Source organism: Streptomyces sp. CB01201, from assembly GCF_002803085.1.
Taxonomy (GTDB): Bacteria; Actinomycetota; Actinomycetes; order Streptomycetales; family Streptomycetaceae; genus Streptomyces; species Streptomyces hundungensis.
In genome coordinates, this window is sequence record NZ_NNBJ01000008.1 from 336,223 (window position 1) to 357,486 (window position 21,264).

The following is a 21,264-nucleotide window of genomic DNA, read 5'->3' on the forward strand; positions in this document are numbered from 1 at the left end:
CTGGGCCAGGGCCGTGATCGGGGCGGCTGAACAGACTGATGACCAGGTCGAATTCTCCGCCCACGACAGGTTGCCGAGGCTTGACCCGACCATCCACCCAGTAGTGGCCGCCCATCCACAGCCCGGGCACGATCTCGTTCCAGGCAGCTTCCGGGTCGGGTGTGTCGCGGTTCTTGTGTCGTGTCTTCATCCGGGGCGCCCTTCGTAGGCTGCGGCAGCCGGCATTCCACTGCGCCCTGCCCGAAGAGTCTCTCGAACTTGTCCTGCTGGAGGGGAATTCCCGGGACACGCGGGCGGCCCCGGCATGAGCATTCGTTGCGTCAGGCTCGGACGAAGACCGTGGGGAATAAGCCTGGTCTCGTTCCTGATCTCGCCAGCGGCTTACTAGCGATCGGGAGGCGCTGCTCGACCTGGCCGTCCAGGCCGGTGGGGGCCAGGCCGGCGCGTGGGATGTAGTTGGCCGGGGCGCGTCCGGCCGATTGCTCGTGGACGATGAACGGCATGACCGCTCCCCCGACGGCGGCTCCGATGGCCTGCCATCACGCCGGAGCTCTTCACCGCTGTCGCCGGCGGGAGGCGGGCAGCCCGAGGAAGACCGGGCCGATCGGTTCGAAGCGCTTGGCCGGCTCCCGCTGGCCGCTCAGGAACCCGTTGGCTCCGCGTGGACGAGCCTCGTAGCTTGTGCATTTATGACTGATGATCCGCAGATGCGCCCGAATCGACACGATCTCGGCCGAGTATTCAACGATGTGCCGGACCTCTACGATCGGGTCCGGCCGGGATACCCCGACGAATTGTTCGCGGACCTTGGCGCCATCACCGGCATGGACGAGAACTCGTCGGTGCTGGAGGTGGGCTGCGGTACCGGTCAGGCAACGCGCACGCTGGCCGTGCTCGGCTGCTCAGTGACCGCCGTTGAACCGGGTACGGACATGGCCGCACTCGCCCGCCGGCGGATCGCCTCCTTTCACAACGTCGAAATCGAGACGTCGGCCTTCGAGGAGTGGGACGACCGGGGTCGACGCTTCGATGTTCTCGTGGCCGCATCGTCCTGGCACTGGGTCGACCCGTCGATCGGCTGGCAGCGGGCGCACGCCGTGCTCCTCCCAGGGGGCTGGATGGCGCTGCTCGGCCACGTCGTTGTCCGTCGGCCGGGAGAACCGGAGGTGTATGCCGAGACCGCCGATCTGCACGAGCGGTTCTGTCCCGGCAACCCCGGCTGGGGTCATCCGCCGCTGGAGGAGGACGTGCGCTCCACCGACAAGGGGTGGGGCCCGGTCGACGATCCCGGGGGATTGTTCGGCCCACCGATCGTGCGCTGGTATCCAACCGTTCAGTGGTTCAACGGGGACAGCTTTGCCGATCACCTTCGCTCGTTGTCGCTGTACCGGAATCTCGACCACGACATCCGTGAGCCCCTGCTCGACTCCATCGCCGAGCGCATCCGCACGCGGATGGGCGATCGAGCATCACGCCGTTGTCTGAGCGTCCTGCGGGTCGGACGCCGCGCCGAGTGAGGCCAGGGACCGGCCTCTGACCAAGGCTGCGTGGGCCGAGTCGACCTTCGGGGGCGACGGGTCCGGTGATGGGACCGGGTGTGTGTGGACATTGCGCACCTGGCCGGCGGATCGGTCGCACTGCGGGATTCGAAAAAGCCCGGCCGTGAGCCGCTCTGCTTCACCGCAGCCGAGTGGTCCGCGTTCCGCCAGGGTGTTCAGGCGGGGGAACTGTCAAGGCTGACCAGCACAGCCCGGGTGCCGGACTCGCTGGTTCCGGCACCCGGTCTGAACGATTGTCTTCAGCAAGTGGGGGCTCAATCGGGTTCCCCAAGTGCGGTGACCCAGGGCCTGTTCGACGGGCCGCGTGACTCGGCGCTCGTCACGTCTCCCCGCGCCACGGCGATCGGAACGACCAGGCCCAGACAACGGAGGAGGGAAGAACCCCGCCAGGTGCGTGATCAACGGGAAGCCCGGCAGCCTTCGGCCCCGCCCGCCCGCGGCCCCTCCGACGCCCCCTACACCGACGCGACGGACGTGTAGTGCGAGGCATCCCCCGCGATCGAGTAGCTCTCCTTGCCCTCGATCCCGACCGGCACGTCTCCGGCGACCGTCACGCGGTTCAGGCGGCGGGGCAGCCCGTCGTAGTTGTCGATGGCGTAGTGCTGGGTGATCCGGTTGTCGAAGAGGACGAGCTGGTTGGGGGACCAGCGCCAGCGCAGGACGTTCTCGGGCCGGACGACGTACGCCTGGAGCAGATCGAGGATCTTGCGGGACTCGGTGACCGAGAGGCCCACGATCCGCTGCGCGAACCCGCCGATGAACAGGCCGCGTTCACCGGTCAGCGGGTGGACGCGGACCACCGGGTGGGCGGTGCGGAAGTTGATCGAGGTGAACTGGGCGCGCTGCTCGGCCTTCTTGTCGTCGATGTCCTCCTCCGGAACCGCGTAGTCGTAGTCGTTGGTGTGCTCGGCCCACAGCGTGTCGGCGAACTGCCGCAGCGGCTGGGGCAGACTGCGGTACGCGGCAGCCGAGTTGGCGATCAGGGTCTCGCCCCCGTACGGCGGGATCGTGATGCTGCGCAGCGTGCTGGCCTGGGGCGGGTTGAGGACGAAGGTGACGTCGGTGTGCCAGTGGTTGGCGCGGCCGCGCTCGCTGTCCACCGGAAGCACATGGGGCGCGCCGGCGACGGCGGCGACGGTGGGGTGGGCGGTGGTGAGGTCGCCGAAGTGGCGGGCGAAGGCCTGCTGGCCCTCGTCGTCGAGGTAGACGTCGTCGAAGACCAGTGCCTTGTGCTCGTTGAGGGCGGCGCGCAGGGCGGCCACGCTTTCCTCGTCGAGCGGCCTGGCGATGTCGACGCCGGATATGCGGGCGCCGATGTGGGCGGTGACCTTGCGGATCTCGATGCCGGACATGTGCGGGGTCCCTTCGGTCGTGGATCAGACCCGGCTGAGGGCCGGGACGGTGTGCTGGTTGGCGGGGCGCGGCAGGCCGTAGCGGTCGCGCAGGGTGCCGCGGGGGCCGTACTCGGTGCGGAACAGGCCACGGGCACGCAGGATCGGCACGACGTGGTCGACGAAGAGTTCGAGGCCGGACGGCAGCACGGCGGGCATGATGTTGAAACCGTCGGCGGCGCCCAGGCTGAACCAGCTCTCGATCGCGTCGGCGACCTGCTCGGGCGTGCCGGCGAAGGTCAGATGGCCGCGCCCGCCGCCGAGGCGGCCGATGAGCTGACGGACGGTCAGGCGCTCGCGCCGGGCGAGTTCCACGACCAGGGTGTAGCGGCTCTTGGCGCCCTCGATGGCACTCTCCGGCGGCAGGTCCGCGGGTAGTTGGGCGTCAAGTCGGAGAACACCCGGCTCCAGGTGCAGCAGTCGTTCGAGGCGGTGGAGCCCGTGCTCGTGCACGATGTGGTCCTCCAGAACCTGCTCGTGGGCGCGCGCCTCGGCCTCGGTGGAGCCGATGACCGGCACGATGCCGGGCAGGATCTTGATGTGCTCGGGGTTCCGGCCGGCCGCGCGGGCCCGGGACTTGAGGTCGGCGTAGAAGGCCTGTGCGTCCCCCAGCCGCTGCTGGGCGGTGAAGACGGCCTCCGCGTACCGGGCCGCGAACTGCTTGCCGTCCTGCGAGGAGCCCGCCTGGACGAGCAGCGGGTAACCCTGCGGACTGCGCGGGACGTTGAGCGCGCCCTCGACGCTGAAGTACGTTCCCTGGTGGCGCGGTGGGTGGATTTTGCTGTCGTCGCCCCAGACGCCGGCGGCCTTGTCCGCGACGACGACATCGTCCTCCCAGCTGTCCCACAGCTTGAGCGCCACGTCCAGGAATTCGGCTGCGCGCTCGTACCGGGTGGCGTGGGTGGGTTCGTCGTCGAGCCCGAAGTTGCGGGCGGCCTCGGCGCCCGCGGTGGTGACGATGTTCCAGCCGGCCCGGCCGCCGCTGATGTGGTCGAGCGAGGCGAACCTGCGGGCGAGGTTGTACGGCGAGTTGTACGAGGTGGAGGCGGTGGCGATGAGGCCGATGTGCTCGGTCGCCACGGCCAGCGCGGTCAGCAGGGTCAGCGGTTCCAGGACGCCGGCGGGGCGCTGGCCGACATGGCTGAACAGGACCGGCCCGTCGGCGAGGAACAGCGAGTCGAAGGTGCCGCGCTCGGCGGTGCGGGCCAGCTCGCGGTAGTGGTTCAGGTCCACGCTCGCGTACGGGTCGCTCTCGGGCAGCCGCCAGGACGCCTCGTGGTGCCCGGTGCTCATCAGGAAGGCGTTGAGATGGAGTTGTCGCCGGGTCACTGGGGGTCCTCCTGGTGGTGGGCACGCAATGGACGGGTGCGCTCGGGACTGGCGTGCTCGGGGCTGACGTGCTCGGGGCTGGCGTGCTTGGGGTTGACGTGCCCGGGATAAGTGCGCTCTGGATGGCTGGGCACTGGACCGGTGCGCTCCTGGCGCCGCTCGTCGTGTGCGGTCACGCCGAGCGCGGCGAGCAGGCGTTCGCGGTACTCGCCGAGGAGCGGATCGCGGTACGAGCGCGGGTGCGGGCGGTCGATGGTGAGGTCCACTCCGATGCGGCCCCGGTCGAGGACCAGGACGCGGTCGGCGAGGACGATGGCTTCGTCCACGTCGTGCGTGACAAGCAGCACGGAGGGCCGGTGGCGCTGCCACAGCTCGCGGAGCAGCACGTGCATCCGGATCCGGGTGAGCGCGTCCAGGGCGCCGAACGGCTCGTCGGCCAGCAGGAGTTCGGGGCGGCGCACCAACGAGCGTGCCAGGGCCGCGCGTTGCGCCTCACCGCCGGACAGCTCGTTGGGCCAGGCCCGCTCGCGGCCCGCGAGTCCCACCTCGGCGAGGGCCTCTCGGCCCCGTTCGGCTGCTTCCTTGCCGTCCGCACCCAGCAGGACATTGTCGAGGACGCGGCGCCAGGGCAGCAGCCGGGAGTCCTGGAAGACCACCGACACCCGTTCCGGGGCGGCCAGTTCACCACTGCCGGTGACCTGGTGGTCGAGTCCGGCGATGGCGCGCAGCAGGGTGCTCTTGCCGGAGCCGCTGTGGCCGAGCAGGGCCGTGAACTGTCCGGCCGGGATGTCGAGGTCGATGCCGTCGAGGACGGTGCGGCCGTCGAAGGACCGGGTGAGCCCGGCGAGCCGGACCGCCGGAGTCTGGACGGTGGTCAGTTGCTCAGTGTGCGTCGCCATGACAGCACCCTCCGTTCGACGAGGCGGACCGCGCTGTCGGAGACGAGGCCGAAGACGCCGTAGATCAGCAGGCCGACGAGGATGATGTCGGTGCGGCCGTAGTTCTGGGCCTGGAACATCAGGTAGCCGAGGCCGCTGGTGGCGTTGATCTGCTCCAGGACGACCAACGAGAGCCAGGACCCGGTCACTCCGAGCCGGAGCCCCACGAAGAAGCCGGGCAGGGCGCCGGGGACGACGATCTGGCGGATGAAGCGGATCCTGGACAGGCCCTGGACCTCGGCCAGTTCGACATAGCGGTGATCGATGCCGGACAGTGCGGCATGCAGGTTGAGGTAGATCGGGATGTAGACGACGATGGCGATGATCGCGATCTTGAAGGTCTCGCCGATGCCGAGCCAGAGGATGAACAGCGGGATCAGGCCGAGGGTCGGGATCGCCCGGTTGAGCTGGACGGTCCCGTCGATGAGCGCCTCGCCGACCCGGCTGAGCCCGGCCGCGAGCGCCAGGACCACTCCGGCGGTGAGCCCGAGGGCGAAACCGTACGCGGCGCGTTCCAGCGAGGTGAGCACATCGGTGGACAGGGTGCCGTCGCTCCACAGCTGCCCGGCGGTGCGCAGCACCGTCCAGGGCGCCGGGATCGCGGCGGGGTCCAGCTGTCCGGCGGCGGACGCGGCGGCCCACACGGCGAGGACGAGACCGGGGCCGATCAGCCGCGCCGCGGGCAGCCGCTTGCCGGGCGCGAGCGCGCGTCGCCCCGGCCTGCGGACGGGGGCCGCCGGTGCGGCCGGCGGGGAGACCAGGGGCGTGGTCGCGGTGGTGGTCACTGCGGTCACCTCTGGTACGCGGCCGGGACGGCCTTGGCCGCGAGGCCCTCGAAGCGGCGGTCGAAGAGGGAGTCGACCTGGAACTTCTTCACGAAGCCGCCTTCGGCGAGGAGGTCCGCGGTCTCCTGCTCCCATCGGATGGCCTCCTCCCAACTGGGCGGGAACAGGGGCTTGTTGGCGAGAGCGGTGATCGACCGGGCCTGTGTGAGGGTGAGGTTCTGGGTCTTGACGTAGAACTCCTCGTTCCAGGCATCGGGGTGTTCGTACGCCCACACCTGGCCCTTGGCCCAGCGCGGTACGTACGCGGCGACCGCTACGGCCTTCGCCGGGTCGGCGAGCACGGAGGTCGGCGCCCACAGCAGGTTGAGCAGGTCGACCACGCCGGTCGTGATCGTGTGCGCGCCCTTGGGGCCGTACTGCTTGAGGTAGGCGGGGGCCTGGCTGTTGGCGAGCGGGGCGATGTCGACCTGGCCGGCCTGGAGCGCGGTGAAGAACTGGTTGCTGGTCAGCGGTACGAGCTTCACGTCGTCGTGCGTCAACCCGGCCTGTTTCAGGGCCCGGAGCAGGACGACGCCCTGCGCCTGCCCCTGCGAGAAGGCCAGCTTCCTGCCCTTGAAGCCCTGGACGTCCTTGATGTCGCTGCCGGGCTTGGTGGCGAAGACGTAGGTCGGCTTGCGGGTGATGTCGATCGCGACGATCTTCGCGTCGTAGCCCTGGAAGTGCGCCTGGATCGGAGGGATCCCCGCGTTGTTGGCGACGTCGAGGGACTTGGCGCGGAAGGCGTTGATGACATCGGGCCCGGCTCCGGTGTTCACCCAGTCCGATACGGTGAACGGCAGATCGTCCAACCCGGCCAGTTTGAACTGGAGTTGCTGGACGCCCTGGTACGAAGCGATCTTCAGGCGGGTGCCGGCCGGGACGGTGCTGGACAGCGGGGCGGACGCGGCCCCCTTGGTCACGGTGTCGGCGGCCTGGGCGCCCGCGCAGCCGCTGAGACCGGCAGCGGCGGCGACGCCCAGCAGGGAGGACAGGAACAGCCGCCGGTCGACACCGGGCACGGCTGGGGAGACTGGTGGCATGGCAGGACTCCGTGATGGCAGCGTGATGAAATGAGCGCGATGAAAGGAGCAGGAAAGGCGCGCACAATTGCGTGCGTGCGGGCAGGGTGAAGAAGGGCGGGGCCGGAAAGCGCGCGGAACGGACAACGCGTTGGCGAAATCCGGACATGGCACGGAAGTGAAATGCGGGCGCACGCCGCCAGCGGGTCAGGAGATCAAGGCGCCGGGATGTCGGCGGCCCAGGACACTGCCGGACATCGGCGCGTGCGCGTCCGTGAATTCGCCGGCGCGGTCAATCGCCCCCCGCGAGGCGTCAATGCACCGGTACGCGGCCGACAGCGGCTTCGGTCTGTCAGCGACAGCGGCTGCGAGCGCGGCGGGACATCAGCAACACAGGGTGCGGCCGATCCGCATCAGGTCGATGACACGGCACCTGGTCAGCAGAACCGGTCGGGAGGGCGTCGGCGCGGCACCGGCGCTCCGGTCGCGTACCTGCCGCGACCGGACATTCACCGGGGAGAATTCCTGCGCGCTGCTCATGCCGAGAATCCTCGCTTCCGCCCACAATCCCTGTCAACATTCGGAGTTTCTGAATTAATTCGGCTCCACGGCTCTCCCGGCAGCCTCCGCGGCGCTCCCCCTCGGCGCTCGCGGTATGCCCAACGGGTCCCGGTACAGCACGTCGAGCGCCACCGAACCCCCGGCCACGGCAAGGACGGAATCCGGGAAGCTGCTCGGCACCACCAGCGCGTCCCGGCGCCCCACCGCCTCGCTCAGCGCGGTGCGGCAGTCCTGCCGGTACAGGACGCCGATCTCGGTGACGACGACGGTCTCCGGGTTGAGGACGTCGAGCAGCAGCCCGACCGCCTGTCCGACCATCCTGGCCCGCTCCACCAGGAGGCGGACCGCGACCGGATCGCCGTCGGCCGCCGCCCGCACCACGTGCACCGGGTTCGCCGTGCGGATGACCCGGTGCTCGCGGGCCCGCCGGCACAGGGTGCGTTCGCTCAACTCGGCCTGGAGGCAACCGGTTCGGCCGCACTCGCACGGTTGCGTACCACCCGCGAGCGGAAGATGGGCGATGGCGCCCGCCTGCGAGCGAGGGCCGTGGTGCACCTCGTCGTGGGTGGCGAAGGCGGCGTCCACCACGTTGCCGACGAAGAGGTGCAGCATGCTCCGGCTCCCGCGGGCCCGCCCGAACAGCCGCTCCGCGTTCACCAACGCCCGTGCGTGGCCGTCGACTTGGACCGGCAGACCGATGCGCTCACTGAGCGTGTCACGTACGGGTACGTCCCGCCAGCCGAGGAGGGCGTGCTCCACTACGGTCCCGGAATCCCGGTCCACCCAGCCGCCGGCCGCCACCCCGACACTCAGCGGGACACGGTCTTCGGCCTCGGAGAGCAGCGTGCCGAGCGCATCGGCGGCGTTGGCCAGGACGCGGTCGGGCCCGGTGCCCTCGCCATGACCCAGGCGCCGCTCCGCGACCACGCGCCCGCGCAGGTCGAGCAGGGCGACGCTGGTGTACGGCACCGCCACGTGCACGCCGCCGACCACGAACCGGTCGGCGTCCAGATCGACCGGCACATGGGGCCGACCGGCCCCCTTCGAGCGCCGGGGTGCCGCGGTCTGCCGGATCAGGCCGAGCGCGTCCAGGCGCGCACAGTGGTCGGTCACCGATGCCGGGGAGAGGCCGGTCAGGCGGGCGATGGTGCTGCGGGCGACGGGGCCGTGCTCAAGCACGGAACGCAGCACCGCGCTGGCGCTGGTACGGCGCCGGGCACCGTCCGCGGCTCGGTGCACCGCGGGGATGGGGGGTGGGTCGAGCAGGGGAAGGGGGGCCGCTGAACGGGACATGGGGTACTTCCTCGGGGAGCTGGTCCGACACCGCGCCGTCTCGTACTCGGCGGATCCGGGCTCGCTGCTCCCGGCCGCCTCAGCGGGGGCGACAGGTGGCCGTGCCCTGGCGCCGCAGGTCGACATAGCGACGCGACGCGAAGTTCTCAGCCTGCGGAACCATGGCCCGAAGCTAGCAAACCGGGCCGCCGCTGCCCAGAGGCCGCCCACGGTACGGACTCCCCCGTGCGGCCCGCAGGCCAGAATCTCACCCCTCCTGGCGTCCGGCCGAAGCCCGGCCCGCTCAAGTCAGAGGCTCTCACCAAGGTTGTTGACGACGCTTTCACGCGAGTGTTAGAACTCATAACGAACGGCACGCCTTCTCACTCAAGGGGATTACGCCATGCCCAGCACCCGCACCCTCCGCGCCACCCTGGTCGCCGTCCCGCTCGCCCTCGCCGCGCTCGGCGCCACCGCGGCGCCCGCCGGGGCCACCTCCCGACCCGCCACCTCGCTGACCTGCCGCGGCGAGGGCGTCGACCCCGACGCCGCCGTCCGCTATCGGACCCAGACCGTGATCCACGCACCGCTCAGCACCATCTGGAAGCTCCAGACCGAGGTGGGACGCTGGCCTTCCTGGCAGACCCCCGTCGCCACGATGGAGCGGCTCTACCACGGACCCCTGCGCCCGGGCGCGGCCTTCCGGTGGACGACCCCGATCCCGCCCAACCCCTCAACTCCCGCCACGAGCCTGACGGTTACCTCGACCGTCCGGCAGATGAAGCACAACGCGTGCATCCGCTGGACCGGCCCCGGGGTGGGCGAGGGTCTGCACATCGACGGTGTCCACGTCTGGAACTTCAGCAAGGTCGAGGGCGGCGTTCTCGTCCGTACCGAGGAGACGCACACCGGCCCGCAGGTCGATGCCGATGTGCCCGCCGCGACCAAGATCCTCGGCGCCGGCCTCGAAGGCTGGCTGCGTGATCTGAAGACCGCCGCGGAGGCTCAGTACGGCGGCACCTCCCGCTGAACCCGGGGCAGGGCAGGGCCGCCGCGCCCCTGGGGCACGGCGGCCGGACGGCCGTCGGCTTTCGGCCGGGCGGCACGTCCCATCCTGGTGATTCCTCCAGGGCACCGCCCACCACAGGGGCGTTTTCCGTGTGCTGAACCAGTCGTTTTCGGCCTTCCCCCGGGCTTCACTGGCCTGGATGGCACGGCCGAAGGGCGTTGGGGAGACATGGATCTGAACACGGTGGCGGACGTGCGGGACGCACGGCTTCGCGAGCCCTGGCAGCCGGGGGACGCATGGCTGGGCGGGGGTACCTATCTGTTCTCCGAGCCGCAGCCACATCTGCGGCGCCTGGTGGATCTGAGCCGGATGGGCTGGGAGCCGCTGACCCTCGATCCGGACGGATCCCTGGAGATCGCGGCGACCTGCACCATCGCGCAGCTGTACCGGTTCGGGCGGACGTTCTCCGCCGAGGCCGCTCCCCTGTTCTCGCAGTGCTGCCGGGCGTTCCTCGCCTCGTTCAAGATCTGGAACATGGCGACCGTCGGCGGGAACCTGTGCAACGGGCTGCCGGCCGGGCCCATGATCTCGCTGACCGCAGGACTCGACGGCTCATGCCTGCTCCAGTCGCAGACCGGCGCGACGCGCAGCGTGAAGGTCGTCGACTTCATCACCGGCGCGGGCCGCAAGGTCCTCCAGGAGGGCGAGCTGTTCCGCTCGGTCACGCTGCCCGCCCGCGCCCTCGACTGCCGTACCGCCTACCGGCAGGCATCCCTGTACGGGCTCGGCCGCTCGGGCGCCCTGGTCATCGGCACGCTCGACCCGGTCGACGGGTCGATGGCGGTGACGATCAGCGCGGCGACCGTACGGCCGTTCCGGTTCTGGTTCCCGTTGCCCCCGGACAGGGCCGAACTGCGGCGGGTGATCGAGGCGACCGTCCGCGAGGAGGACTGGTACGACGACATCCACGGACTGCCCGAGTGGCGGCACCACATGGGGCTGCGCCTCGCCGAGGAAGTGCGCCACGAACTGACTCAGCTCTCCAGGGACGGTGTGCGATGAGCTTCGACATCGAGGTCAACAACCAGCGCTTCGGAGCCGAGCCGCGACCCGGCCAGTGTCTGCGCACCTATCTGCGCGAGCGCGGCTGGTTCGGCGTGAAGAAGGGGTGCGACCAGGGCGACTGCGGAGCCTGCACCGTGCATGTGGACGGCGAACCGGTCCACAGCTGTCTGTACCCGGCGGTACGGGCCGAGGGCCGCAGCGTCACCACGGTCGAGGGGCTCGCCTCGCCGGAGGGTGAACTCCACCCGGTGCAGCAGAAGTTCCTCGATGCGCAGGGCTTCCAGTGCGGCTTCTGCACCGCCGGATTCCTCATGACGACGGCCGCCCTCGAAGCCGAGCAGGGCACCGGGCACGACGACGGCAAACTGGCGGACCTGCCCCGCGCGTTCAAGGGGAACATCTGCCGCTGCACCGGCTACCGCGCCATCGAGGACGCGGTGCGCGGTGTGCGGCACACCGAACGCCCCTGTGCGGGCAAGGCGGTCGGCAAGAGCCTCGGCGCGCCCGCGGGCCCGCAGGTGGTGACCGGCACCGCGCGCTACACCTTCGATGTCGAGGTGCCGGGCCTGCTGCATCTCAAGCTGCTGCGCTCCCCGCACCCGCACGCACGCATCGTCTCCATCGACACCACCGAGGCGCTGCGCGTGCCCGGTGTGCACGCGGTGCTCACCCACCACGACGCGCCCGACACCCTCTACTCCTCGGCCCGCCACGAACATCCCACCGAGGACCCCGACGACACCCGCGTCCTCGACGACACCGTCCGCTACGTCGGCCAGCGCGTCGCCGCCGTCGTCGCCGACAGCGAGCAGGCCGCCGAGGAGGGGTGTCGCCGGGTGGAGGTGGTCTACGAGCAACTCCCGTACGTCATCGACCCGGAGGAGGCGATGGCCCCGGGCGCCCCGGTGATCCATGAGGGCAAGGGGCCCGAGGTGCGGATCGCCCGCGTGGAGAACAACGTGGCGGGCGAGGTGCACGGCGAGATCGGCTGTGTCGCGGACGGCTTCGCCGAGGCCGACGTGATCTACGAGGAGACCTTCCGCACCCAGCGCGTCCAGCACGCCAGCCTGGAGACCCACGGCTGTGTCGCCTACTTCGAGCCGAAGGAGGACGGCACCGGCGAGCGCCTCACCGTCCGCTCCTCCACCCAGACCCCGTTCCTGACACGGCGCGCCCTGTGCGCCCTGTACGGGCTGCCCGAGGACGAGGTCCGGGTCGTGGCGGGACGGGTGGGCGGCGGCTTCGGCGGCAAGCAGGAGATGCTGACCGAGGACATCGTGACGCTGGCCGCGCTGAAGTTGCGCCGCCCGGTGAAACTGGAGTACACCCGCGCCGAGCAGTTCTACGGGGCGACCACCCGCCACCCCTTCACCATCGGCATCAAAGTCGGCGCCCGCGCCGACGGCATCCTGACCGCCATCCAGATGCGCGTCGTCTCCAACACCGGGGCGTACGGCAACCACGGCCCGGCCGTGATGTTCCACAGCGTGGGTGAGTCGTTCGCCGTCTACCGCGCCCCGCACAAGAAGGTGGACGCGTTCTCCGTCTACACCAACGTGGTTCCGGCGGGCGCCTTCCGGGGCTACGGCCTCGGCCAGGTCACCTTCGCCGTCGAGTCGGTGATGGACGAGCTGGCCCGCCGGCTCGGCATCGATCCGCTGGTCTTCCGGGAGAAGAACATCATCGGTCCGGGCGAGCCGATGCACAGCCCGATCGGCGAGGAGGAGGACCTGCACATCGCCTCGTACGGCCTCGACCAGTGCCTGGACGTCGTGCGCAACACGCTTGCCGAGGACGAGAGTTCAGCCGGGGCACCCGAGGGCTGGCTGGTCGGGCAGGGCACGGCGATGGCGATGATCGCGACCGGTCCGCCCGGCGGGCACTACGCCGACGCCCGGGTCTCGCTGCTCTCCGACGGAACGTACGACATCGCGGTCGGCACGGCCGAGTTCGGCAACGGCACCACCACCGTCCACAAGCAGATCACCGCGGGCGCCCTCAACACCACCGAGGACCGGCTCACCATCCGGCAGTCCGACACGGACGTGGTCCGCCACGACACCGGGGCCTTCGGCTCGGCGGGCACGGTGGTGGCCGGCAAGGCCGTGCTGCTGGCCGCGGGTTCGCTGGCCGAACGGCTGCGGACCTTCGCGGCCCGGCACACCGGGGTGGCCCGGCACCTGTGCGTGCTCGGCGCGGAGGCCGTCGACTGCGCGGGCCGGGTGGTGACGCTCAAGGAGCTGCACGAGGCGGCCGTCGCGGCGGGCGCCGAGGAGGAGATCGCCGCCGACGGCCACTGGGGCGGCTCGCCCCGCTCGGTCGCCTTCAACGCCCAGTGGTTCCGGCTCGCCGTGGACCCCGGCTCCGGCGAGATCCGCATCCTGCGCAGCGTCCACGCCGCCGACGCCGGCAAGGTCATGAACCCCATGCAGTGCCGGGGCCAGGTCGAGGGCGGGGTGGCCCAGGCGCTCGGCGCGACGCTCTTCGAGAACGTCCGCGTCGACGACCGGGGGGAGGTCACCACCGCCGCGTTCCGCCGCTACCGGCTGCCGCAGTACGCGGACGTGCCGCGCACCGAGGTCCACTTCATGGAGACCACCGACGCCATCGGACCGCTCGGCGCCAAGTCGATGAGCGAGAGCCCGTTCAACCCGGTGGGCCCCGCCTTCGCCAACGCGTTGCGCGACGCCACCGGCATCCGGTTCACCGAGATGCCGGTGACCCGGGACCGGGTCTGGCTCGCCATGGACCAGCGGCGGCGGGCGGTCTCCGGAGGGGCGCCGGCCGGCGCCTGATCATCACCGGCGGACCGCGGCGGCAGCGCTACTCGTCCTCCTGGTACGAGTGGCGCTGTTCCGTCCAGGGGTCCGCCAGATTGTGGTAGCCCCGCTCCTCCCAGAATCCGCGCCGGTCCTGGGTCATGTACTCGATGGCCCGCAGCCACTTCGGCCCCTTGTAGCCGTACAGATGGGGTACGACGAGACGCAGCGGGAAGCCGTGCTCGACGGTGAGGGGCTCGCCGTTGTGGTGGGTGGCCATCAGGGTCCGCTCCGAGGCGAAGTCGGCGAGCCGCAGATTGGCGTTGTATCCGTACTCGGCCCAGGCCATGACGTGGGTGACCCGCGGGTCCGGCGGAGCGAGCTCAAGCAGGACGGACGCGGGTACGCCGTAGAACTCGTGGCCCAGCGTCGTGGTGCCCGAAGCGCAGTGCAGGTCCGTGGTGATCGTGGCCGCGCGCAGCGCCATGACCTCGTCGAAGCTCCAGGTGTACTTCTCCCCCGTCGCGGTGGACCCGAAGACCTGGAGGTTCCAGCGCTCGGCACGGAACCGGGGCACCGGCCCGTAGTGCGAAACCGGCCACCCCTTCACCACCCGCTGCCCCGGCGGAACGGACCCCTGCCCCGGAGGGGCGGATTCACTGCCCGTCACGCGTCTCACCCTTACTCCACACCGGCAACAGCAAGATCAGAACACCTTTCCGCCTCGCAAATGCTACCCCGTACGTCATGATCTCCTCTTGGATGATTGACCGTACCCCTACCGGCCACACAGGCCTGTTTCTGTGTCCTGCTCCAGTAGCCCGCCCCCTGCGCCCCTTGCTTCACTTGAGGCACCGGGACGGGGCGGTCGAGTGGCTCTCGCCGCCGCGGGACACCCGGCAGGAGGCCCCACGCCGTTCGCGGTTCGGCGCGGGGCCTCCTAAGGATTCCCCGTTCGGATTCCCCGGCATCCGTAGGGAATCCACCGGCATCCGCAGGGTTTCTCCAGCCCCGAACCCCGGCGGGACACGACATCTCAGCACCAGAGATGGGCTGGCATATGCGCATCGAGTGGGCGCATCCTTGCGTAGATGCCAACCGGTATGGCCGGATGGGCTCGTAGGTGAGGAGTGCGCGATGGCCGTGGTCGTCATGCAGCAGGCGTCCGCCGAGACCCCCGCGGCGGTGAGCGGGGCGCTCGGCGCGGCAGGCCTCGGCGTGCGGCGCGTGCCGCTGGGGGAAGGCGCGACTGCGCCGCTCGCCCTCGGTGACGTGGAGGGCCTGATCCTGCTGGACGCCCCCGGCCCGGCCGACACCGGCACGGCGGCCCTGGTGCGGGCGGCACTGGCCGCGCAGGTGCCGGTCCTGGCCCTGGACGGCGGCGCCGAGCTGCTGGCCGGCTCCGTAGCGCGGCCCACCGCGACGGAGACGCTCGACGGATGCCCGGAGCCGACTCCGGCGGCCGTCACCGACCCGCTCTTCACCGGGGACGAGCCGCCGCCCACGGCGTTCCGCGTCGGCGGCAGCGCGTGGGGCGTGCGGTCCACCGGGGAGGCGGGACGCCGGCAGGACGCCGGCTACGACCAGAAGATCGAGCAACTCCTGTTCCGTTTCGCCGAGTTGGCGGCCTCCCGGGCCGAACACACCACCACCAGGACCTTCTTCACCCAGCGGGCCGACGCCTGGGAGGAGCGCTTCGCCTACCAGGCCCCCGCCTACGCTGCCGCCGTCACCCGCATGCGACTGCGGCCCGGCACCACGGCCATGGACCTCGGGTGCGGCACCGGGCGTGCGATGCCCGCGCTGCGGGAGCTGGTCGGGCCGCACGGCCGGGTCGTCGGTGTCGACGTGACACCGGCCATGCTCTCCGCCGCCGCCCGGCACGGCCGCACCGAGCACGGTCACCTGCTGGCGGCCGACTGCACCCGGCTGCCCGTGCCGCGCGGTTCCGTGCAGGGCATCTTCTCGGCGGGGCTCCTGGACCACCTGCCCGATCCCCGCACCGCGCTCACCGAATGGGCCCGCGTCGCCGCTCGCGACTGCGTGCTCCTGCTGTTCCACCCCTCCGGGCGCGCCGAGCGCGCGGCCCGGCACGGGCGTCCGCTGGACCCCGCCGACCTGCTCGCCGAGCACAATCTGCGCCCCGCCCTGGCCGCGACGGGCTGGCGCCTGGACGAGTACGAGGACGCCTCGGGACACTTCCTGGCCCGGGCGGGACTGGCCGACTGACCGAAGGGACAGAACACGGCAGGACCGACGGGGAGAACAAGCCACGAAGCCGCACCCGTCCGCTCGTCCCCGACCTCCTGCCCCACCTCTTGTCCCTACCTCCAAATACCGCCGCGCGAATACCACCACCGTTGGGCCATCAACCAAGCATCTGCCAGATAATTGTCGAATTTCGGCCGCAGATGCAGGATGGACCCAGACGGTGCGTCACGGAGGAGGCAACAGATGGACGACCCGGATCATGGCGCTGCCGTGCGCGCGTGGCTGCGGGACATCGAGGTGTTCGCGGAGCCGCTTCCCGAGTTCGACCCCCAGCAGGTACCGGCCGATCCTACGACCCTGTTCCTGTCCTGGCTCTCGCAGGCCGTGCGGGACGGTCTGCGTGATCCGCACGCGATGACCCTGTCCACGGTCGACGAGTCGGGCGATCCGGACGCACGCGTCCTGATCCTCAAGGGGGTCGACGCCTCCGGCTGGCAGTTCGCCGGGCACGGATTCAGCCCCAAGGGGCGCCAGCTGGCGGTCCATTCGCGGGCCGCGCTCACCTTCTACTGGCCCGAGCACGGCCGGCAGGTCCGGCTGCGCGGAGCCGTGGCGGGCGGATCCGCGCAGGACAGCGCGGCCGACTTCCTGGGCCGCTCGACGACCGCCCGCGCCGAATCGCTGCTCGGCCGGCAGAGCCAGTACCTGGCGGACGCCGCCGAACGCGACCAGGCCCTGGAGAAGTCCCTCGCCCTGGTCGAGAGCGAGCCGACGCTGGTCGACTCCGCCTGGACGCTCTACACCCTCGCCCCGACGGAGGTGGAGTTCTGGCAGGCGGCCAGGAGCCGCATCCACACCCGGCTGCGGTACGAGCGGACCCCGCAGGGCTGGGAACGCTTCCGGCTCTGGTCGTAGTACCCCTGCCGGTCCCCCGCTCCCGCCCGGCACGACCGATGGGCGCGCGGGACCCCATCCACGGTTCCTGCTCACGAAGCGAGGCACATCCATGACCACACGCACCGAGGACGGCAGCGCCGGAGACGTCGACTACGGCGCCATCGGCTCCGGATACGCCTCCTACCGCCGCCCCGACGAGCGGATCGCCCGGCGCATCGCCGAGGCGCTCGGCGACGCCCGGACCGTCCTCAACGTCGGCGCCGGCTCCGGCTCCTACGAGAACGCGGCGCACGCCGTGACGGCGGTCGAGCCCTCGGAGTCGATGCGCGCCCAGCGGCCCGCCCGCCTGGTGCGCGCCATCGACGCCGTCGCCGAGGACCTGCCGTTCACCGACGGGGAGTTCGACGGGGCGATGACGCTGTTCAGCGTGCACCAGTGGTCGGACGTGCGGGCCGGGCTGCGCGAGATGCGGCGGGTGACCCGCGGCCCCGTGGTCGTCCTCACCTGCGACCCGGCCCTGGTACGGGACTTCTGGCTGTACCGGTACGCGCCCGAGGTCCTGGACACCGAGGCCCGGCGCTACCCGGCCGTCGAGGACGTGGTCACCGCGCTGGGCGGCGACTGCACCGTCGAGAGCGTGCCCATTCCGCTGGACTGCACCGACGGCTTCAACGAGGCCTACTACGGCCGTCCGGAGAGGCTGCTCGATCCGGCCGCCCGCCAGGCCTGCTCCGCCTGGAGCTTCGTCGACGACCTGGCGCGCGAACGCTTCGACACCGCCCTGCGCCGCGACCTGGCCTCCGGCGCGTGGGACGAGGAGTTCGGCCACCTGCGCCACCGGCCGGACCATGAGGGCTCGCTGGTGATCGTGCGGGCCATGCCGTAAGCGCCGTACGAGGACAGCGGAAGCAGAGGACCGGCACCATGGCAGTACCCGACCGGATGGACGAGCGGTTGCGCGCCCTGGGGCTCGTGGAAGGACAGCGGGCCGCCCGGGACCTGTTCGCCGAGGTGACCGCCCGGGGGCTGATCGCCCCCGGGTGGCTCGACAGCGAAGTGGCTTCCCGGATCGGGGAGTTGGCGCGCGAGCTGTATCCCCGCGTGCCGCACCGGCCGCTTCCGGTGGTGCGCTCGGGGCCGCGGTGCATGCCGTCCGGCAGCCCCGGGTCCATCGACGACCGGGCCATCGAGCCGGACGACATGGTGGTCGCCGACCTCGGTCCGATGTTCGCCGGCTACGGAACTCTCTTCGCCCGTACGGCAGTTGCCGGCCGGGCACCCGAAAGGCTCCGCCTCGTGGACGACCTGCCGAAGATCTTCACGGCCGTCCGCGACGCCTTCCACGCCGAACTCCCCATGACCGGGCGTCAGTTGTACGCCGAGGCGGAGGTGCTGGCCGTCAAGGCGGGCTGGGTACTGAGCGCCCGGCACGCGGGCCGTCTCACGTCCATGCCCCCGCCCGAGCACGCGGACGGGAGCAGGCCCGAGGCGTGGATCGGCCCGGACAACGACCGGCCCCTGCGCCGGACCACCGACGAGGGCCGGCAGGCCCACTGGACCCTGGAGATCCACCTGGCCGACGAGCACCGGGGATTCGGCGGCTCGTACACGGGGCTGCTCGACCTGGCGTGAGCGGCGGCCCCGCGCCGAGGGTCGGGTCCGCTACTTGTTCGGCCCCCGCAGCCGCCCGAACGCCTTCGTCAGCCCGCTCAGCGGCGAGGCCTCCGTCTTGACCGGCCGCGGGCCCGGGAGCCGGGGAGCGTCCACGCCGGGCGCCTCGGCGAGGGCGGCGTGGGCCGCCTCCGCCGCCTCGCGGTAGAGGTCGCGCTGGTGGGTCATGGCGTCCAGCGCCTCGGCGTACTGGGCGACCATGGCCTGGGCGTGGGCCAGCTCCTCGTGCGGGTCGAGCAGGTGCCAGCCCCTGCGCAGACGGGTCAGCGCCTGCTCCGCGTCCGCCGTGAGGATCTGCGGCATGGCCGCGAACTCCCGGATCCTGTCGAGGAGTTCGGTCGGTTCCGAACCGTCGAGGAAGACGCTGCGCACCGTGAAGCGGTCCGCTTCGTACCACGTGCCCGGGGGCACCGTGGGCAGCACGACGCCGCCACCGCGCGGCATCCGCACGCTCAGCTCGCGCTTCATCGCGTGGTCGGCGATCTGGGCCTGCTCCGGTGTGCCCCGGTGTTCGATCACCCGGTGGCGCAGGCTCGACGGGAGGAAGGCGGAGATGGGCCGCTGTCCCCGTGCGTCCGGCGTCATCGCCTCGTGCACCACGACATGGATGTACCAGCTCTGCCGGGTGCATTCCCGGAGCAGATGGCGCAGCTCGTCGTCGTCCTTCGGCAGGTGGTTCGTGGTCCGCAGCCGCAGGTTGGCCACCGTGTCGTGGTCCCAGTCGATCTGGTCGCTGTCCGGCCAGAACATCGTCGCGGGCGACGGCCAGTGCGCGTCCCACGCCCGCTCGGCCTCCGCGGCCAGGACCCAGGTGACGCCCTCGTCCCCCTTGCGGCGGCTGTCGGGCTCGTACGTGGTCAGCTGTGCGCGCACGGTGACGTCGTCGGCCACCCGCCAGCGGGCCTCGAAGAGGCGGCGGGCCGACGGGCCGGGGTCGGCGGACTCGTCCCGCGGGTACAGGACGGTGGGGCGCGCCGCCTCGACGGGGTCGAGGTCCAGGAAGTCGTCCAGCACCCCGGCCGCCTTGAGGGCGATCAGGTTGCGCCGGACGTCCCGCTCGGGCTCGGGCCCGAGGTGGCGCCCGCGCCCCAGCCACGCGGTGTCGGGGACGGTGGTCGGGGAGGTGCTGTTCTTGGCCATGGAGTCGTTCTGTGAGTGATCGGGGCCCGACCAGTATGCTCTGTGGCTCTCTCGATGCAAGCGGCCCCGCCTCCCCGGCCGTGGCGCCCGCTCCCACCTGTCCGCATATACCGGTCATTCCCGTCCGCCCATGACGGGCGAGTCGGCATCTGCCGGTGTTCGCGGAAGATCGGGACCGGTCCCGGCGGCGGGGGATGCCTCGGCCGAGCGGGGGCCCGCGGAACGGCGGAACCGGAAACCCGGCGGGCCCCCGGATCGATCCGGGGGCCCGCCGGGCATGTCCTGCTCCCTCTTGCGCCGGAGCGCTGTGCCGGTCCCGCCTGAAGGACGCCGCACGGGCGCCCTCAAGGGCTCGGCCGGGTGTGCCGAGGGAATTCAGTTCGCGGCCGGTACTCCCGCCGCCGGCACGGCCGCCGGCTTCGGGTTGAGCAGGCGTTCGGCCAACTCGCCGAAGATCAGGCCGAGTCCGCCCCACAGGGTGGCCTGGATGGCCAGTGCGGAGAGCCGGAACCGCCACAGCAGGGTGGCCGGGAAATCGGCCGGCACCTCGTTGATGACCGGCAGGAACGCGTAGGCGAGGCCGATCACCACCGCGAAGGCCGCCAGTGCGACGACCGTGGCGTACCAGGTGCCCAGGCGCGGCGCGAGACGCTTGCCCAGGATGGTCGCGGCGATCGCGAGGAGCACGCTGAGCACCATCATCAGGAAGTACAAGGAGGTCCGCTTGCCGATGGTGTCGGGGTCGCCGACCGACGGCGGGTTGGCCGGGTACTTCAGGAACGGTACGACGTACACCGCGAGCAGCGCCGCCCCCGACAGGAGCAGTGCCGTCGCGCGCGCGGAGAAGCGTCCGACGCGGCCGAGGGCGAAGCAGAACGCGAGCGCGGCGATGCCGCCGAAGGCGATCCCGTAGACCAGGACGCCGGTGGCCAGTCCTGCGGTGGACTGGAGGGAGCGGGAGACCAGTTCGACCTCGTGCTCGTGTGCCGGGGCGTGCGCCTCCTCGAAGCCGATGGCGCTGTCCACGCCGGGCTCACCGAGGAAGTACGCCACGACGAGGGCGAGCAGGCCGGCACCGAGGCCCGCGAGCATGCCCCGCACGAGGAGGTTTCTTACCGTTGCGGAGTTCATGGATGTTCGGCGTCCCTGTCAGTGGCAGGGGAAGCCGAGCAGGTGGCGGGCGTCGTGGACCCACTCGTGCACGCCGGCGCCGCTGACCAGGGAGGTGGCGCCCTGTTCCGCGCCGACGAAGTACAGCAGGACCAGCATCAGGATGCCGAAGAAGGCCGCCCAGGGGACGACGGCGCTCAGTGGCAGCTTCGCGGGGAGGGTGGGGGTGGTGGCAGTCGGCTGGGCGACATGCTGCGCCATGGCAGGGGCCTCCTCTGGGAGTTCGCGTCCCATCTCGGTGGTGCACATGACGACGGCTACGGGTCTGACTCCGATCCGCCTCTCCTGGGGCGACTCGTTCACAGTGGCGCGACCGTGCCGGATTTCCACCGGCTTCCGTTCTGGCGTCGTCGATATCGAACTGAAGGTACCGCGCGGCCGGGAAGCGGCCAAGCCCGCGCCACCTGGCGTGATCTTCCTCTCCCGCCGGTCCTGAACTCGGCCCTGGA

General features: G+C 71.2%; 19 protein-coding genes. 9 read left to right on the forward strand and 10 right to left on the reverse strand.

Annotation, left to right across the window (positions count from 1 at the left end; translation table 11 throughout):
- Positions 1–689 precede the first annotated feature (689 nt).
- A complete protein-coding gene (locus CG740_RS19085; protein WP_100576362.1) occupies positions 690–1,517 on the forward strand; it encodes a class I SAM-dependent methyltransferase in 828 nt (275 codons plus the stop codon).
- 84 nt (positions 1,518–1,601) lie between these two features.
- Positions 1,602–2,039: a DUF397 domain-containing protein gene (locus tag CG740_RS19090; protein WP_100576424.1), complete on the forward strand. Its 438-nt coding sequence runs from the start codon at positions 1,602–1,604 to the stop codon at positions 2,037–2,039.
- Here CG740_RS19090 and CG740_RS19095 read toward each other — a convergent pair.
- The 6 genes from CG740_RS19095 to CG740_RS19120 form a co-directional block, all read right to left on the reverse strand.
- On the reverse strand, positions 2,015–2,911 hold the full coding sequence (locus CG740_RS19095) for a TauD/TfdA dioxygenase family protein (protein ID WP_100576363.1): 897 nt from the start codon (positions 2,909–2,911) through the stop codon (positions 2,015–2,017). The two genes, CG740_RS19090 and CG740_RS19095, sit on opposite strands and share 25 nt — an antisense overlap.
- Before the next feature lie 24 nt (positions 2,912–2,935).
- Positions 2,936–4,279 (reverse strand): LLM class flavin-dependent oxidoreductase, encoded by a 1,344-nt coding sequence (locus CG740_RS19100; protein WP_100576364.1) that lies wholly within the window; start codon positions 4,277–4,279, stop codon positions 2,936–2,938.
- Entirely contained in the window at positions 4,276–5,178 is a 903-nt protein-coding gene (locus CG740_RS19105) for an ABC transporter ATP-binding protein (RefSeq protein WP_234376359.1), read from the reverse strand. The genes CG740_RS19100 and CG740_RS19105 overlap by 4 nt, the downstream gene beginning before the upstream one ends.
- Positions 5,154–6,011 carry an ABC transporter permease gene (locus CG740_RS19110; RefSeq protein WP_100576365.1) on the reverse strand — a complete coding sequence of 286 codons (858 nt, stop codon included), beginning with the start codon at positions 6,009–6,011 and terminating at the stop codon, positions 5,154–5,156. The genes CG740_RS19105 and CG740_RS19110 overlap by 25 nt, the downstream gene beginning before the upstream one ends.
- Entirely contained in the window at positions 6,008–7,081 is a 1,074-nt protein-coding gene (locus CG740_RS19115) for an ABC transporter substrate-binding protein (protein WP_100576366.1), read from the reverse strand. The genes CG740_RS19110 and CG740_RS19115 overlap by 4 nt, the downstream gene beginning before the upstream one ends.
- Before the next feature lie 573 nt (positions 7,082–7,654).
- Positions 7,655–8,914, reverse strand: a complete 1,260-nt coding sequence (locus CG740_RS19120; RefSeq protein ID WP_100576367.1) for an ROK family transcriptional regulator — start codon at positions 8,912–8,914, stop codon at positions 7,655–7,657.
- A 382-nt stretch (positions 8,915–9,296) separates the two neighbouring features.
- Between CG740_RS19120 and CG740_RS19125 the strand changes: the two genes are divergently transcribed.
- From CG740_RS19125 to CG740_RS19135, 3 genes are all read left to right on the forward strand, one after another.
- The gene (locus CG740_RS19125) at positions 9,297–9,923 is read left to right on the forward strand and encodes an SRPBCC family protein (RefSeq protein ID WP_100576368.1); all 627 of its coding nucleotides are present in this window, start codon (positions 9,297–9,299) and stop codon (positions 9,921–9,923) included.
- A 207-nt stretch (positions 9,924–10,130) separates the two neighbouring features.
- A complete protein-coding gene (locus tag CG740_RS19130; protein ID WP_100576369.1) occupies positions 10,131–10,964 on the forward strand; it encodes an FAD binding domain-containing protein in 834 nt (277 codons plus the stop codon).
- Positions 10,961–13,762 (forward strand): molybdopterin-dependent oxidoreductase, encoded by a 2,802-nt coding sequence (locus tag CG740_RS19135; protein WP_100576370.1) that lies wholly within the window; start codon positions 10,961–10,963, stop codon positions 13,760–13,762. The genes CG740_RS19130 and CG740_RS19135 overlap by 4 nt, the downstream gene beginning before the upstream one ends.
- A gap of 28 nt (positions 13,763–13,790) precedes the next feature.
- On the opposite strand, the gene CG740_RS19140 is transcribed toward CG740_RS19135, so the two are convergent.
- Positions 13,791–14,396: a molybdopterin-dependent oxidoreductase gene (locus CG740_RS19140; RefSeq protein WP_100576371.1), complete on the reverse strand. Its 606-nt coding sequence runs from the start codon at positions 14,394–14,396 to the stop codon at positions 13,791–13,793.
- Positions 14,397–14,863: 467 nt separating this feature from the next.
- Between CG740_RS19140 and CG740_RS19145 the strand changes: the two genes are divergently transcribed.
- The 4 genes from CG740_RS19145 (at position 14,864) to CG740_RS19160 (ending at position 18,466) form a co-directional block, all read left to right on the forward strand.
- Positions 14,864–15,955 (forward strand): class I SAM-dependent methyltransferase, encoded by a 1,092-nt coding sequence (locus CG740_RS19145; RefSeq protein WP_199846503.1) that lies wholly within the window; start codon positions 14,864–14,866, stop codon positions 15,953–15,955.
- 225 nt (positions 15,956–16,180) lie between these two features.
- Positions 16,181–16,852 carry a pyridoxine/pyridoxamine 5'-phosphate oxidase gene (locus CG740_RS19150; protein ID WP_100576372.1) on the forward strand — a complete coding sequence of 224 codons (672 nt, stop codon included), beginning with the start codon at positions 16,181–16,183 and terminating at the stop codon, positions 16,850–16,852.
- 91 nt (positions 16,853–16,943) lie between these two features.
- Positions 16,944–17,720: a class I SAM-dependent methyltransferase gene (locus CG740_RS19155; RefSeq protein ID WP_100576373.1), complete on the forward strand. Its 777-nt coding sequence runs from the start codon at positions 16,944–16,946 to the stop codon at positions 17,718–17,720.
- Positions 17,721–17,758: 38 nt separating this feature from the next.
- Entirely contained in the window at positions 17,759–18,466 is a 708-nt protein-coding gene (locus tag CG740_RS19160; RefSeq protein WP_234376360.1) for a M24 family metallopeptidase, read from the forward strand.
- A gap of 30 nt (positions 18,467–18,496) precedes the next feature.
- On the opposite strand, the gene CG740_RS19165 is transcribed toward CG740_RS19160, so the two are convergent.
- From CG740_RS19165 to CG740_RS19175, 3 genes are all read right to left on the reverse strand, one after another.
- Positions 18,497–19,645 carry a hypothetical protein gene (locus CG740_RS19165; RefSeq protein WP_100576375.1) on the reverse strand — a complete coding sequence of 383 codons (1,149 nt, stop codon included), beginning with the start codon at positions 19,643–19,645 and terminating at the stop codon, positions 18,497–18,499.
- 375 nt (positions 19,646–20,020) lie between these two features.
- Entirely contained in the window at positions 20,021–20,776 is a 756-nt protein-coding gene (locus CG740_RS19170; RefSeq protein ID WP_100576376.1) for a CbtA family protein, read from the reverse strand.
- A gap of 18 nt (positions 20,777–20,794) precedes the next feature.
- Positions 20,795–21,016 carry a CbtB domain-containing protein gene (locus tag CG740_RS19175; RefSeq protein ID WP_100576377.1) on the reverse strand — a complete coding sequence of 74 codons (222 nt, stop codon included), beginning with the start codon at positions 21,014–21,016 and terminating at the stop codon, positions 20,795–20,797.
- Between the last annotated feature and the right edge of the window lie 248 nt (positions 21,017–21,264).

Bases quoted from the DNA above. Each gene is read 5' to 3' on its own strand.
- CG740_RS19115 (WP_100576366.1), bottom strand. From the start codon at position 7,081: ATGCCACCAGTCTCCCCAGCCGTGCCCGGTGTCGACCGGCGGCTGTTC.
- CG740_RS19175 (WP_100576377.1), bottom strand. From the start codon at position 21,016: ATGGCGCAGCATGTCGCCCAGCCGACTGCCACCACCCCCACCCTCCCC.
- CG740_RS19095 (WP_100576363.1), bottom strand. From the start codon at position 2,911: ATGTCCGGCATCGAGATCCGCAAGGTCACCGCCCACATCGGCGCCCGC.
- CG740_RS19135 (WP_100576370.1), top strand. From the start codon at position 10,961: ATGAGCTTCGACATCGAGGTCAACAACCAGCGCTTCGGAGCCGAGCCG.
- CG740_RS19085 (WP_100576362.1), top strand. From the start codon at position 690: ATGACTGATGATCCGCAGATGCGCCCGAATCGACACGATCTCGGCCGA.
- CG740_RS19125 (WP_100576368.1), top strand. From the start codon at position 9,297: ATGCCCAGCACCCGCACCCTCCGCGCCACCCTGGTCGCCGTCCCGCTC.
- CG740_RS19130 (WP_100576369.1), top strand. From the start codon at position 10,131: ATGGATCTGAACACGGTGGCGGACGTGCGGGACGCACGGCTTCGCGAG.
- CG740_RS19165 (WP_100576375.1), bottom strand. From the start codon at position 19,645: ATGGCCAAGAACAGCACCTCCCCGACCACCGTCCCCGACACCGCGTGG.
- CG740_RS19170 (WP_100576376.1), bottom strand. From the start codon at position 20,776: ATGAACTCCGCAACGGTAAGAAACCTCCTCGTGCGGGGCATGCTCGCG.
- CG740_RS19120 (WP_100576367.1), bottom strand. From the start codon at position 8,914: ATGTCCCGTTCAGCGGCCCCCCTTCCCCTGCTCGACCCACCCCCCATC.
- CG740_RS19150 (WP_100576372.1), top strand. From the start codon at position 16,181: ATGGACGACCCGGATCATGGCGCTGCCGTGCGCGCGTGGCTGCGGGAC.
- CG740_RS19155 (WP_100576373.1), top strand. From the start codon at position 16,944: ATGACCACACGCACCGAGGACGGCAGCGCCGGAGACGTCGACTACGGC.
- CG740_RS19160 (WP_234376360.1), top strand. From the start codon at position 17,759: ATGGCAGTACCCGACCGGATGGACGAGCGGTTGCGCGCCCTGGGGCTC.
- CG740_RS19145 (WP_199846503.1), top strand. From the start codon at position 14,864: ATGGCCGTGGTCGTCATGCAGCAGGCGTCCGCCGAGACCCCCGCGGCG.
- CG740_RS19105 (WP_234376359.1), bottom strand. From the start codon at position 5,178: ATGGCGACGCACACTGAGCAACTGACCACCGTCCAGACTCCGGCGGTC.